The 13,504-nt window shown below is 69.8% G+C and carries 12 protein-coding genes; 8 read left to right on the forward strand and 4 right to left on the reverse strand.

All coding sequences use genetic code 11. The features are described 5' to 3' along the window. Positions 1-410 precede the first annotated feature (410 nt). The 3 genes from ACYVDG_RS15755 to ACYVDG_RS15765 form a co-directional block, all read right to left on the reverse strand. Positions 411-1,034, reverse strand: coding sequence for a M23 family metallopeptidase (locus tag ACYVDG_RS15755; RefSeq protein WP_460752267.1), 624 nt, complete (start codon positions 1,032-1,034; stop codon positions 411-413). 358 nt (positions 1,035-1,392) lie between these two features. Next, on the reverse strand, positions 1,393-2,784 hold the full coding sequence (gene xylB / locus ACYVDG_RS15760) for a xylulokinase (protein ID WP_460752271.1): 1,392 nt from the start codon (positions 2,782-2,784) through the stop codon (positions 1,393-1,395). A 41-nt stretch (positions 2,785-2,825) separates the two neighbouring features. Beyond that, a complete protein-coding gene (locus tag ACYVDG_RS15765; protein ID WP_460752274.1) occupies positions 2,826-3,773 on the reverse strand; it encodes a sugar-binding transcriptional regulator in 948 nt (315 codons plus the stop codon). A gap of 219 nt (positions 3,774-3,992) precedes the next feature. Here ACYVDG_RS15765 and ACYVDG_RS15770 point away from each other — a divergent pair, with 219 nt between their 5' ends. The 6 genes from ACYVDG_RS15770 to ACYVDG_RS15795 all read left to right on the forward strand — a co-directional run bounded on the left by ACYVDG_RS15770 (position 3,993) and on the right by ACYVDG_RS15795 (position 9,904). After that, a complete protein-coding gene (locus ACYVDG_RS15770) occupies positions 3,993-5,345 on the forward strand; it encodes an ABC transporter substrate-binding protein (RefSeq protein ID WP_460752277.1) in 1,353 nt (450 codons plus the stop codon). A gap of 95 nt (positions 5,346-5,440) precedes the next feature. After that, positions 5,441-6,367 (forward strand): carbohydrate ABC transporter permease, encoded by a 927-nt coding sequence (locus ACYVDG_RS15775; protein ID WP_460752280.1) that lies wholly within the window; start codon positions 5,441-5,443, stop codon positions 6,365-6,367. Positions 6,368-6,372: 5 nt separating this feature from the next. Beyond that, entirely contained in the window at positions 6,373-7,254 is an 882-nt protein-coding gene (locus tag ACYVDG_RS15780) for a carbohydrate ABC transporter permease (RefSeq protein WP_460752483.1), read from the forward strand. Then, a complete protein-coding gene (locus ACYVDG_RS15785; RefSeq protein WP_460752285.1) occupies positions 7,254-8,249 on the forward strand; it encodes a zinc-dependent alcohol dehydrogenase family protein in 996 nt (331 codons plus the stop codon). Before ACYVDG_RS15780 ends, ACYVDG_RS15785 begins: the two co-directional genes overlap by 1 nt. 14 nt (positions 8,250-8,263) lie before the next feature. Next, the gene (locus ACYVDG_RS15790) at positions 8,264-9,355 is read left to right on the forward strand and encodes an ABC transporter ATP-binding protein (RefSeq protein WP_460752288.1); all 1,092 of its coding nucleotides are present in this window, start codon (positions 8,264-8,266) and stop codon (positions 9,353-9,355) included. Between the two features lie 117 nt (positions 9,356-9,472). Then, positions 9,473-9,904 (forward strand): hypothetical protein, encoded by a 432-nt coding sequence (locus ACYVDG_RS15795; RefSeq protein ID WP_460752291.1) that lies wholly within the window; start codon positions 9,473-9,475, stop codon positions 9,902-9,904. Positions 9,905-9,964: 60 nt separating this feature from the next. Here the strand turns inward: ACYVDG_RS15795 and ACYVDG_RS15800 are convergent, their stop codons facing one another. After that, complete coding sequence (locus ACYVDG_RS15800) at positions 9,965-10,408, reverse strand: SgcJ/EcaC family oxidoreductase (RefSeq protein WP_460752294.1); 444 nt, start codon at positions 10,406-10,408, stop codon at positions 9,965-9,967. Between the two features lie 520 nt (positions 10,409-10,928). Between ACYVDG_RS15800 and ACYVDG_RS15805 the strand changes: the two genes are divergently transcribed. Both ACYVDG_RS15805 and ACYVDG_RS15810 read left to right on the forward strand, forming a co-directional pair. Next, positions 10,929-11,927 carry a substrate-binding domain-containing protein gene (locus ACYVDG_RS15805; RefSeq protein WP_460752297.1) on the forward strand — a complete coding sequence of 333 codons (999 nt, stop codon included), beginning with the start codon at positions 10,929-10,931 and terminating at the stop codon, positions 11,925-11,927. Between the two features lie 48 nt (positions 11,928-11,975). After that, on the forward strand, positions 11,976-13,493 hold the full coding sequence (locus ACYVDG_RS15810) for a sugar ABC transporter ATP-binding protein (RefSeq protein ID WP_460752300.1): 1,518 nt from the start codon (positions 11,976-11,978) through the stop codon (positions 13,491-13,493). The last annotated feature ends 11 nt before the right edge of the window (positions 13,494-13,504 follow it).

A 13,504-nucleotide genomic window follows, 5' to 3' on the forward strand; every position in this document is an offset into this window, starting at 1 on the left:
GAGCGCCAATGACGCGCGAAGCGCTCGATGGCGACGACCTTGAGGCGCGCAGCGGAGACGGCCACCATCAAGCGGCAGGAAACGGGGCAACCTCGCACCCGCAGGGAACCCCAGCCCGCGCGGACTCTCCCACCTGCGCGGACTCTCCCACCTGCGCGGACTCTCCCACCTGCGCGGACTCTCCCACCTGCGCGGACTCTCCCACCCGCGCGGACTCTCCCACCCGCGCGGACTCTCCCAACCGCGCGGACTCCCCACCCGCGCGGAAAGCGGTACACACCAAGGGCAGGGTAACCAAGCCCCCCTTGTCACCAGGCTCTAAGACAACGGAATTGGGAACGGGGACCGGTCAGGCGAACAGTCAGGCGAACGGAGCCCTTTCCGGGGAAACGACACTGAGAGCACCGGGCCTAGCAGTTGGCGCTGGCGACGTCGCGCCAGGTCTGGTTGTCGCCCTGGCCGTACTCCTCACCGTCCAACCACGGATTGACCCGCTCGGAGTCTTCCGTGCCCCAGCTGGCCTCCCCGTCCCCGTTGGCGTCGAAGCCGAGCTCGAAGTGCAGGTGCGGGTGGTCGTTGGCACCCTCGCCGGTCCTGCCTACGGCCCCGATCCGTTCGCCCTGAGAGACGGTGTCCCCGACGTCGACGTCCATCGACTCCAGGTGGATGTAGGTGGTGAAGTAGTCGGAACCGTGGTCGATCTGCACGACGTTCCCGGCGTTGTCATGCCAGAAGGCCAGGTTGACGGTGCCCTCGGCCGCAGCGAGGAGGGGAGCCCCCTCGGTGCCGTGCTGGTCCGGCTCGCGCACCATGTCCAGGGCGGGCGCGTGCGCCCAGGTGTCCAGGCGCCATTCCTGCCCGCACTCGAACGGCAGCTGGAAGTCGACGGGGGGCTGCTGCACGGCTTCGGCGACGTTGGTCGCGATGGGGGTCGACGTCGACCGGTCGGAGGAGATGGCGCCGGTCGTCAGCGGCAGGGTGATCGCGGCGGCTGCCGCGACTCCCACCCAGAGCGCTGCACGTCTGGATTTCATGAGGACTCCTTTTCCCTGTTGCGCCATTTGGCCGGAAGATTTCCGGGGGATCTTCCGGCTGGCGCTGGAGGCATACTAGGAGTCGTGCGATGGGGCGTCCATGCCTGGCGGAAACTCGTTTCAGGAGTCCATGTAAGAAGGTGATAAGTGCAGGTAAGCGCGTTATGTTTCGGTGGTAACTCGGGGGCCTCCGTGTCTTTGTGAACGAAATTCCACAACTGGCCCGGGCGCGGGTGAAGAGGGTCTGAATTCGGAGGGCTGCGGGTAGGAAAATGCCCAGCGCAGGGGCCCGGACGCCGGTGCCGGCGCGGGTGGCGGGGATACGCCTCCACCCGCCACCGGCGGTCGGGGAACCGGTTCAGAGACCGTGGGCGGCGCGGCGGATCTCGGCGTAGCGCTCGCGGACCCGGGTGCCCACGTCGGTGGCGTGGGTGGACTCCTCCTCGGGGGTTCCCAGGGTCCAGGCCGGGGGATCGGGGGTTCCGGCGAGGGTCCAGGCGGCTTGGCGGGCGGCGCCGATGGCCACGTACTCGGCCACGGGCGGAACCACGACCGGCGCCCCCAGGACGATGGGGGCGATGGCGCGCACGGCGGCCGACCGGGCCCCGCCGCCGACCAACAGGACGCGCTCCACCGGGACACCGTGCTCGGCGAGGGTGGACAGGCCGTCGGCCAGGCCGCACAGCATGCCCTCCACGGCCGCGCGGGCGACGTTCTCCGGCCGCATGTTGTCGCGGCGCATGCCGTGCAGGGACCCCGTGGCCTCCGGAAGCTCGGGGGTGCGTTCCCCGTCCAGGTAGGGCAGGAGGACGAGCCCTTCCGAACCCGGCTCCGCGCGCAGGGCGAGCGCGTCCAGGCCAGCCAGTCCGGTGTCCAGCATCGCGGCGGTGGCACTGAGCACGCGGGCGGCGTTCAGGGTGCAGGCCAGGGGCAGGAAGCGGCCGGTCGCGTCGGCGAACCCGCAGATGGTCCCGGTGGGGTCGTGGGTGGCCCGGTCGTGCGCGGCGAACACGGTTCCGCTGGTGCCGAGCGAGACGACGACGTCGCCGGGGCGCAGACCCAGGCCCAGGGCGGCGCCCATGTTGTCTCCGGTGCCCGGGGCGATCACGGCGCCCTCGGGGGTGTGGCCCACGGCCTCGGCCGGTTCGGCCACGCGCGGCACGTCGATTTCGCGGCCGAAGCCCCGGACGAGCAGGTCGGTGCGGTAGGCGCCGTCTGCGGGTGACCAGTAGCCGGTGCCCGAGGCGTCGCCCCGGTCCGTGGTCGGCTCACCGCGGGCGCCGCCCAGCCGCCAGGTCAGCCAGTCGTGGGGGAGCATGACTCCGCGCACGCGCGCGGCGTTGTCGGGTTCGTGTTCGGCGAGCCAGCGCAGCTTGGTCACGGTGAGGCTGGCCACGGGCACGTTGCCCACCGCTTCCGCCCAGGCTCCTGGGCCGCCGAGCTCGGTGACGAGGTCGTGCGCGGCTCCGGCGGAGCGGGCGTCGTTCCACAGGAGGGCGGGCCGGACGACCTCGCCGTCCTCGTCGATCACGACCATGCCGTGCTGCTGCCCGGCCACGGAGACGGCCGACACGTCGTCGAGCAGTCCGGAGGCGGCCGTGGTCAGTGCCGACCACCAGTGGGCCGGGTCGGTCTCGGTGCCGTCGGGGTGCGGCGCGCGGCCCTCGCGCACCACCTTCCCGGTCGTGGCGTCGCAGACCACGATCTTGCAGGACTGCGTCGAACTGTCGATTCCGGCAACCAGTGCCATGTCTGCTCCGTGTGGGTGAGGGGGCGAAGCTGTCGTCGAGATTACGTTCCCGCCGACTCGATGAGGTTTCGGGCCGTCTTTGTGTCGGTGACCAGCGAGGAAACCACCCCGGTCTTGAGGACGGAGTGGATGGCCCGGGTCTTGCCCGCGCCGCCGGCCACGGCGATGACTTCGGGGACGGCGCGGAGCTGTTCCAGCGTGATGGCGATGATCCGCGACGTGAGTTCCGGGGCGATGGGGGCGCCGTGCACGTCCACAGTGCGGGCACACACCTCGGCCTGGACTCCTTCGCGTTCGAGGGCTTCGCCCTCCGCCGGGGTGAGGGCGTCGCGGACCAGGGACAGGGTGGGTGACCAGGAGCCGATGGCGACGACGGCCTTGTCGAGTCCGCCGTAGTGCTGCATGGCGTCGGCCACCTGGGGTTGGGCGCGCAGCGCGCGGGCGGTGCCGGGGTCGGAGACCACGAGCGGGGCGTAGATGGGGTAGGCGGGGCCGCGGGCGAGGCTGGCTACGCGGCGGACCAGTTCGACGGAGTTCTCCTCCACGCCGCCTGGCAGGACGCCGGTGAGCTGGACGACCGTGCACCGGGGGAGTTCGCCCAGCGCGAGGGTCATCGCGTTGAGGGTACGGGAGCAGGCCAGGCCCAGGGTGTCGTCCTCTTGGACGATCTCGGTGAGGTACTCGGCCGCGATGCGTCCCAGGCTGCGGTGCAGGGACTCGCCTTCCCCGGTGTGGGCGACCGCGACCGCCTGTTCGAGGCCGTAGGCGGTGCTCAGTTGGTGGGAGAGGTCGGTGTCCACCTCGGTCGGTTCGGCGATCTCTATGCGGACGATCCCGGCTTCGCGGGCGTCGTCGAGGATGCGCGCGACCTTGAAACGGCTGATCCCGAAGTCCTCGGCAATACGGATCTTGGAGTCCCCCGCGAGGTAGTACCTGCGGGCCACCGCGGTGGCGCGGATCAGTTCCGCTGGCCGGAACGCGTGCTTCATCTACGCCCTCCAGACGTTTCGCTCATATGAGCGGAGTATTGCCCATTATTGCACCACGGGTTGACCGGTGACACCTGTCACAACTTAAATGATCCGGACGGCGCTCATGTGTATCGATGTCCGCTCATATGAGCAAAAGGTGTCCGCGGGAGGCCGGGGGCGTGCGCAGACGCATCGTCTCCCGGTCCCGGCCCTGCGAAATCCCCCCAGGAGGAAGACATGTTCACCACTACGGCCAGAGGGGTTCCGCTGGCGGCAGCAGCCACCGGTCTGGTCCTGATCGCGACCGCCTGCGCGGGAGCCGGGGGCACCGGCGCCGACGAGGACCGGGTCGTCACCATCGCCACGGTCGCCAACCCCCAGATGGAGGACATCGAGGCCCTCGCGGAGGAGTTCGAGGACGAGCACCCCGACATCACGGTCGAGTTCGTGGTCCTCCCCGAGAATCAGCTGCGCGACCGCGTCACCCAGGACATCGCCACCCAGAGCGGCCAGTACGACGTCGTCACCGTCGGCACCTACGAGGTACCGATCTGGGCGGAGAACGACTGGATCCTCAGCCTCGACGAGTTCGCCTCCGACGATGCCTACGACATCGACGACATCATCCCCACCGTCCGGTCGGCACTGTCCTACGAGGACGAGATGTTCGGGGCGCCCTTCTACGGTGAGTCCTCGTTCCTCATGTACCGGCAGGACCTGTTCGACGAGGCGGGCCTGGAGATGCCCGAGAACCCGACCTGGGAGGACGTCACCGAGTTCGCCGCCGAACTCGACGACGATGAAACCGCCGGTATCTGCCTGCGCGGCGTCCCCGGCTGGGGCGAGATCCTGGCCCCGCTCAACTCCGTGATCCTCACCTACGGCGGCCAGTGGTACGACGAGGACTGGACCGCGCACCTGGACTCGCCCGAGGTGCAGGAGGCCGTGGAGACCTACGTCGACATCGTGCGCGACCACGGTCAGTCGGGCGCGCCCAACGCCGGCTTCACCGAGTGCCTCACCACCATGGCGCAGGGCGACGCCGCCATGTTCTACGACTCCACCGTCGCCGGGGGCAGCCTGGAGGACCCCGAGTCCAGCAGCGTCGTCGGCGAGATCGGCTACGTCGCCGCGCCGACCATGGAGACCGATCACGCGGGCTGGCTGTGGGCCTGGGCGCTGTCGATCCCCGCCACCTCCGAAGACCCCGAGGCCGCGTGGGAGTTCGTCTCCTGGGCCACCTCGAAGGAGTACCACCAGCTCGTCGGCGAGGAGCTGGGCTGGGAGCGCGTCCCGCCCGGCGCCCGCGTCTCCACCTACGGCATCCCCGAGTACCAGGAGGCGGCCGAGGCCTTCGCGATGCCCACCTACGACGCCATCGACAACGTCGACGTGGAGCAGCCCGGCGTGCACCCGCAGCCGTGGACCGGGGTGCAGTACGTGTCCATCCCCGAGTTCCAGGACCTGGGCACCCGGGTCTCCCAGGAGATCTCCGCGGCCATCGCCGGCCAGCAGACCGTCGAGGAGGCGCTCGCCAAGTCCCAGGAGTACGCGGACGAGACGGCCGAGTCCGGCGGCTACCGCGACTGAGGAACCACCGGTGCCGGGTTCCGCGCCCGGGCCCGGCACCGGTACCGCATTCCACGCCTTCGAGCACTCCACCTTCGAGTACCACCGAGGAAGCCATGACCGCTCAGAGCGCGCCGGACACGGCGCGGCGCGGGCCCCGACCACGGGACCTGACCCGGGCCCAGCGGTGGGTCCGGCGCAGCCCGCTCCTACCGGGACTGCTGTTCGTCATCGCGATGACGCAGATCCCGTTCCTGTTCACGATCTACTACAGCTTCCAGGACAGCAACCTGCTGCGCCCCGGCACCGACGCCTTCGCCGGGTGGTCCAACTACGGCAGTGTCCTCGGCGACCCGCTGTTCCGCAACGCCGTCACGAACACGGTCCTGCTCACCGTCGGCGCCGTCCTGGCCTCACTGGTTCTCGGTCTGGCGCTGGCCCTGCTCCTCGACCGGGCCTTCCTCGGCCGGGGGGTCGTCCGGACCCTGATGATCACACCGTTCCTGGTCATGCCGGTCGCCGCCGCCCTGCTGTGGAAGACCTCGATGTACCACCCGGTGTACGGCCTCATCAACTGGGTGCTCTCACCGTTCGGGGTCCAGGCCGACTGGGTCAACGACTTCCCGCTGCTGTCCATCGTCATGGTGCTGACCTGGCAGTGGACCCCGTTCATGATGCTCATCATGCTCGCGGGCCTGCAGAGCCAGTCCCCGGAGGTACTGGAGGCGGCGCGGGTCGACGGGGCCGGGCCCTTCGCGGTCTTCCGCCGGATCACCTTCCCGCACCTGCGCCGCTTCGTGGAGCTGGCGCTCCTGCTCGGCACCATCTACATCGTCCAGACCTTCGACGCGATCTTCATGATCACGCAGGGCGGGCCGGGCCAGTCGACCACCAACCTGCCCTACTTCATCTACCTGCAGGCCTTCCGGGCCTTCGACGTCGGAGAGGCCGCGGCGGCGGGCGTGATCGTGGTCGCCGCGACGCTGATCATCGCCATGTTCGCCCTGCGAGTGGTCTCCAGCCTGTTCGAGGAGGAGTCGTGACACGCGTGACCGCAGCTCCGACGGGGCGGCCCGCCGCGACCGCCACCGGCCCGAGCCCTCGACCGCGCCGCCGCCGGCGCCGCCCCGCGCGCCCTGGTCTGGGGATCCTCGCCTGGCTCGTGGGGCTCGTGTTCTTCTTCCCGGTGCTATGGATGTTCCTCACCGGCTTCAAACAGGAGTCGCAGGCTTCCACCAGCCCGCCCACGTTCCTCTTCCTGCCGACACTGGACCAGTACTCGGCGATCATCGGGCGCGACTTCGTCCCTTACCTGCTGAACTCCCTCCAGGCCTCCGTGCTCTCCACGGTCCTGGCCGTCGTCCTGGGCCTGCCGGCCGCCTACGCCCTGTCCCTGCTGCGCATCCCCAAGTGGCGGGACTCGCTGTTCTTCTTCCTGTCCACCAAGCTGCTGCCGCCGGTCGCGATGATCCTGCCCCTGTACGTCATCGCCCAGAACCTGGGTGCCCTGGACGACGTGCGGACGCTCACGCTCGTGTACACGGCGATGAACCTGCCGATCGCGGTGTGGATGATCCGTTCGTTCCTGGTCGAGCTGCCCAAGGAGGTCCTCGAGGCCGCCCGGATGGACGGCGCGCACCGGTTCACCGAGATGCGGCGGGTCATCCTGCCGATGATCGCGCCCGGACTGGCCGCCACCGCCCTCATCTGCTTCATCTTCGCCTGGAACGAGTTCTTCTTCGCGGTCAACCTCACCGCCAGCCAGGCTTCCACCGTCCCGGTCTTCCTCGTCGGCTTCATCAGCGGCGAGGGCCTGTACTGGGCCCGACTCTCGGCCGCCTCCACCATGGCGGCCCTGCCCGTGATCCTCGCCGGATGGGCCGCCCAACGCTGGCTGGTCCGAGGCCTCTCCCTAGGAGCCGTGAAGTAATGCGCGCACTCGTCGTCAGTGAACCCGGCCGTTTCTCCGTCCAGGAGGCGGACGACCCCAAACCCGGGCCCAAGGACGTGGTCGTCGCCCCGTCCGCCGTCGGCGTGTGCGGGACCGATCTGCACATCATCGACGGGGAGTTCGCACCCACCCCGTACCCGATCGTCCCCGGCCACGAGTTCGCCGGGACCGTGGTGGCGCTCGGGGCCGAGGTCACCGGGCTGGCCGTGGACGACCGTGTGGCGGTCGACCCCTCCCTGTTCTGCGGCGCGTGCGCCAAGTGCCTGGTGGGGCGCGGCAACTTGTGCGAGCGGTGGAACGCTGTGGGCGTCACCCGGCCCGGCGCCGCCGCCGAGTTCGTGCCGGTGCCCGCCGCCTCCTGCTACCGGATGCCCGATGCCATGCCCTTCGAGCACGGGGCGCTCATCGAACCCCTCTCCTGCGCCGTGCACGGCTTCGACCTGCTGCCCGGCCGCGTGGGCGGGCACTACCTGGTCTACGGCGCGGGGACCATGGGGTTGCTCATGTCCCAGCTGGCCCGGTCAGCCGGGGCCGCCAGCGTGTCCGTGGTGGACCCCAACACCGACCGGCTGGCCGTCGCCGCGACCCTGGCCGCGGACGCCGTGGCCACCGGGGCCGACGGCCTGGACCGCGACGACTGGGAGGTGGTCATCGACTGCACCGGGGTGGTCGCGGCGATCGAGGACGGCCTCACCCGGGTCGCCCGGGGCGGCACCTTCCAGGTGTTCGGTGTGGCCCCGGCCGAAGACACCGCCACCTTCTCGCCGTTCCGCATCTACAACGACGAGATCACCGTCGTGGGCAGCATGGCCGTCCTGCACAGCTACGGGCGGGCCGTGGACCTCATGGCCAAGGGGGTCGTGGACGCCGACGCCATGGTCACCGACTCCTTCGAACTCGCCGGCTTCGGTGCGGCGGTCGAGGCGTTCCGGGCCGGCCGCGGCCGCAAGCTCCAGGTCAACCCGCAGCTCTAGAGGAGGGACGAACCGTGGCAACGGTCAGTTTCGAGAAGGCCACCCATTTCTATCCGGGTGCGGACGCCCCCGCCGTGGACGAGCTGAGCCTGGAGATCGAGGACGGGGAGTTCCTCGTCCTGGTCGGGCCGTCCGGGTGCGGCAAGTCCACGTCCCTGCGCATGCTCGCGGGGCTGGAGGAGGTGGATTCGGGGAGTATCCGCATCGGCGGTACCGAGGTCACCGACAAGAGCCCCATGGACCGCGACATCGCCATGGTCTTCCAGTCGTACGCGCTCTACCCGCACATGTCGGTGGCGCAGAACATGGCTTTCGCCCTGGAGATGGCCAAGGTCGGCAAGGCGGAGCGCGAGCGCCGCGTCCAGGAGGCCGCCGAGCTCCTCGACCTGGGGAAGCTGCTGAACCGCAGGCCCAAGGCGCTCTCCGGTGGTCAGCGGCAACGCGTGGCGATGGGCCGCGCGATCGTGCGCGAGCCGCGGGTGTTCCTCATGGACGAGCCCCTGTCCAACCTGGACGCCAAACTCCGCGTGTCCACCCGCACCCAGATCGCCGACCTCCAACGGCGTCTGGGGATCACCACCGTCTACGTCACCCACGACCAAGTGGAGGCCATGACGATGGGTGACCGGGTGGCCGTGCTCAAGGACGGGGTGCTGCAGCAGTGCGACACCCCCATGGGCCTGTACGAGCGCCCGGCCAACGCCTTCGTCGCCGGGTTCATGGGCTCGCCCTCGATGAACCTCCGGGAGTTCCCGCTGGCCGGCGAGGCGGTACGGGTGGGCGGCGTCGACCTGCCGCTGGGCGGTGACCAGCGGGCCAGCCTGGCGGGGGAGGGCGCAAAGACGGTTCTGCTGGGGTTCCGTCCGGAGGCGGTGGACCTGGTGGGTGAGGCCGACGGCTTCCCTATGGAGATCGGGTTGGTCGAGCATCTGGGGGCCGACTGCTATCTGTACGGCGGTATCCCGGGGCACCCGGCCGACAGCGACCTGGTGGTCCGGGTGACGCCGGACCGCGCCCCGCGCAGCGGGCAGGTGGTGCACCTGCGCGTCCGTCCCGGTCAGGTGCACGTGTTCTCCCCGGTGACGGGGGAGCGGTTGGAAGGGTGACCGTGTCGGCGGGGTGGGACGGGCCGGGGGTGGGGCCGACCACACATCCTTGCTATCTCTCATAGGTTCAATAAACTTGAGTCAAGAGAACTCAAGGATGAGGGAAGTGGTGCGATCATGCGAGTGTCGGAGGTCTTCGACGGTGTCGGTGCGGGGTTCGCCCCGGGGTTCGGCGAGGCCCTGTGGGCCCAGCTCTCCGCCGATCCCGTGGCCAGGGTCGACGCCGGTCGGCGCGGGGGGAACCTCGTGATCGACATTGAATTCGCGCTGGGTGTCGACCCCCGGCAGGTGGCGGTCCGCCACGAGGATGCCGAGCTCGTGCTCGTGCACACCGTGGACCACGAGGTCCTGTACCGGCTGCCCCTGGACGCACCGGTCGTACGCCCCAGCGTCCGCCGCGGCCCGAACGGGCTCTCCGTCACCGCCCCGCTCGCCGGCCCTGCCCCGGTCCCGGTCAGCCCGGGCTTGCGCACCGCCTCCCGGACGCGCCGCCTGCGTGCCGCCTTGGCCGCCTTCGGCGACCGCGTCCGGTCCCTGCTCTCGCGCTGAATGACTGCCCCGTCCCGGGGCCCTCCGCGCGAAGAGCAGCCAGGGTAAGGGGCAGAACCATCAGTCCCCGCGAGGGGCGGCGCGGCCTAGCGGTGCCTCCTCGCCGTCGAAGACCGCGGTGTTCTGCGCGGCGCTCAGGAGCCACCGCCCGTCCTCCTTGGTCATGACCCACAGCGGAGCGCTCAGGTCGGAACCGTCGGGCGTGCGAGAGAGCTGGCGTGCCTTGACCGCGGCGACGTCGGGCCGGAGGAACAGGACGTGCTCCAGCTCGAGCGTGACCGACGACCCGTATCCCATGCTTCCGGGCAGTGCCCTCCGGGTGTGCTCCGCGATCGCTTCGCGCCCGAAGAGGCGCCTTCCACCGCCCGTCGTCCATATCGCGTCGTCCCTGAAGAGGGCGATGAACTCTTCGGCCAGCTCGTTGTTCTGGGCGTGCTCGATGGTGGCGACCACGTGCGTGATCGCTTCGATGTCGTTGCTGTGCGTGTGCGCCTTCGTGTCCATGGGCGGCATCCTGGCGGCTTAACCGTTGTTGAGGTCAATCGGGAGGACCCGCATCGAGACCTTCATGGTTCCCCCTCAGTGACTGTCCTGTCGGTACTTCCGGTCCGGTTCTGCGGCCTCGGGCATGGGTCCTGAACTGGCCGGACATCCCCTACCCGGGGCCGACCGCGTCGTGCACCCGTCCGGGATCCCGCCCGCGCTCTTCCCTCGGCCCCAGGCGTTCGCCGAACGCTTGGGGCCGACTGCTGCCTGTGGGGCGGCATCCCGTGGCGCCACCCGACCGACAGCGATCCGGTGGTCCCGGTGAGTCCAGCGCGCACCCCGTGTAGCCGACGGGCGGTGCACCGCTAGGCGGTTCCGGTCCGAGCCGCGCGCCTCCGGCCGCCCCTCCAGCCGAATTTAAATAATTAATTAGTATTTATTCTTGACGTTACTTAGGTCTCAGTGACATGCTCACTTCTGATCGCAGGAGGCGTCCGTGCAGGTGAGCACAGGCGCCCTCACGTCAAGGAGGTCCCCCATGGGCAGACGATCGTTGGCCGTCCGCGGCCGCGTCCTCGCCACAATCGCTGTGGCGCTGTGCGTGGCAGTGGTCGCCGGATGTTCGGCAAGGCTTGGTGAGGACGGCCGTATCGGCGTCATCTACATGGACGCCCAGGGCTACTACGCGGGGGTCCGCCAGGGCATGCAGGACCATGCCGACGAGTCCGGTCGCCAGCTCCAGCTCCTGGAACTCAACGCCCAGGGGGACGCCTCAGAGGAGAGCGCCTTCGTGGACGTGACCAGCTCCGCGGACGTTGACGCTCTTGTCCTCTCGCCGGTCTCCGCCACCGCCTCCGTGCCGGCCGTGCGCTTGGCGCACGAAAGCGGGATCCCCGTCGTCTGCTACAACACCTGCATCGAGGACGAGGCCGCCCAAGAGTACGTCACCTCCTACATCCTCGGTGACCCGCACGAGTTCGGGCGCCAGCTCGGCGAGGCGGCCGCCGACCATTTCGAGGCCGAAGGCACCGATGCCCCCAGGATCGGCGTGCTCAACTGCGAGTTCGTCGAGGTCTGCGTCCACCGGCGCGAGGGCTTCGAGGAAGCGCTCTACGACCGGCTGCCCGACGCCGAAATCGTTGCCAACCAGCAGGGCGCCACTATCGACGAGGCGGTGGACGTGGGCGAACGCGTCCTCACCGCCCATCCCGACCTGGACGCGTTCTACGCGGAAGCGGGCGGAGCCACGATGGGGGCCGTCCGCGCCGTGCGCGGCGGGGGACACACCGGCGACGTCGTCGTCTTCGGAAGCGACATGTCCACGGACGCCGCACGCGAGTTGGCCGACCACCAGGTCCTCAAGGCCAACGTGGACATCTCCGGGATCGCCGTCGGACAGATGGCCGGGGAGACGGTCGAGCGCATCATCGCGGGCGAGGACACCGGCCAATTCGTCGTCGGAGCACCCGTGGACCTCTACACGACGCCCGAAGACGGCGAGCGGTGGCTCGACGAGCACCCGGACGGCATCCCGTGACCCGCGCCGTGTACCCCACACCCTCCCGTCCCATCAGTGGAGCTACCCATGAGTGACACAGCCGAGGTCGCGGCCGACACCGCCGTCGTGGCCTCAACCCGAGGCGCCACCAAGACGTATCCGGGCGTACGGGCCCTGGACAGCGCCGACTTCGAGGTCCGCGCGGGAGAGGTCCGTGCCCTGCTGGGCCGTAACGGCGCGGGCAAGTCCACGCTCATCCGACTGCTCTCGGGGGTCGAGAGCCCCGACGAGGGCGAGGTCGAGATCGGCGGGCGTGACCTGGGCAGGGGCGGGATCCGCCGCGCGGCCGAACTCGGGGTCGGCACCGTCTACCAGGAACTCAGCCTGGTACCGGAGCTATCGGCCTCGGAGAACCTCTACCTGGGCAACTGGCCCAGGACCGCGGGCCGTATCGACTACCAGCGCATCCGCGCGGGGGCGAGGGAGGTCTTCGCCGAGCTCGGCATCGACATCGACCCCACAGTTTCCGTCGCCGACCTTCCCCTGGCCCAGCAGCAGCTCGTGGAGATCGCCCGGGCCGTACGGTCCCGGCCGCGCCTGCTCATCCTGGACGAGCCCACCAGTGCGCTCGCCGCGAGTGAGGCCGACACCGTACTGGACGCGGTCACCCGCATCGCGTCCAGCGGTGTCGGCGTCATCTACGTCAGCCACCGACTCGACGAGATCCGCCGGGTCGCCGACACCGTCACGGTGATGCGGGACGGCGCCGTGGTGGAGACCACCTCGGTCCGGGGAGCGACCACCCGCCGCATCGTCTCGCTCATGCTGGGCGGCGAGGAGCAGGAAGAAGCTCAGCGGCCCGTCTCCCGGGTGGAGCGTTCCGGTACCCCGCTGCTGTCGGTCCAGGAGTTCTCGGTCGCGCCCAAGGTGGACCGTGTCACCTTCGACCTGTACCCCGGCGAGGTCCTGGGCCTGGGCGGCCTCATGGGATCCGGGCGTACCGAACTCCTGCGTGCCTTGGCGGGGTTCACCCCCTCGACGGGGACCGTCATGGTCGACGGCGAGCGTGTGGCCAGACCGACCCCCAAAACGATGAAGCGCCTGGGTGTGGGCATCACCCCTGAAGACCGCAAGGGCGAGGGGGTGGTCCCCCTCCTGGGTGTCTCCGAGAACATGGTGATGACCTGGTTCCGCGGCGCGTCCACGGCCGGAACCGTGCGGCCCGCAAAGGTGTCCTCGATCGGACGGGGCCTCATCGAGCGGCTGTCCATCAAGACCGCGTACCCGGACACCCCGATCGTGAACCTCAGCGGCGGCAACCAGCAGAAGGCCGTCATCGGGCGTTGGCTGCACGCGGGAAGCCGCATCCTGCTCCTCGACGAGCCCACCCGAGGGGTGGACGTCGAGGCCAAGGCCCAGATCTACCGGATCGTGCGGCAGCTGGCCGCGGAGGGCGCCGCGGTCCTCTTCGTCTCCAGCGAGCTGGAGGAACTCCCGCTCGTGTGCGACCGCGTCCTCGCCATGCGCGGCGGACGCCTGCGCGGTGACTTCACCGGCGACGACATCACCCTGGACAACATCATGGCCGCCGCGATGGCGGCGTGAACGGCGAGGTA

This window comes from Nocardiopsis oceani, from assembly GCF_054777395.1.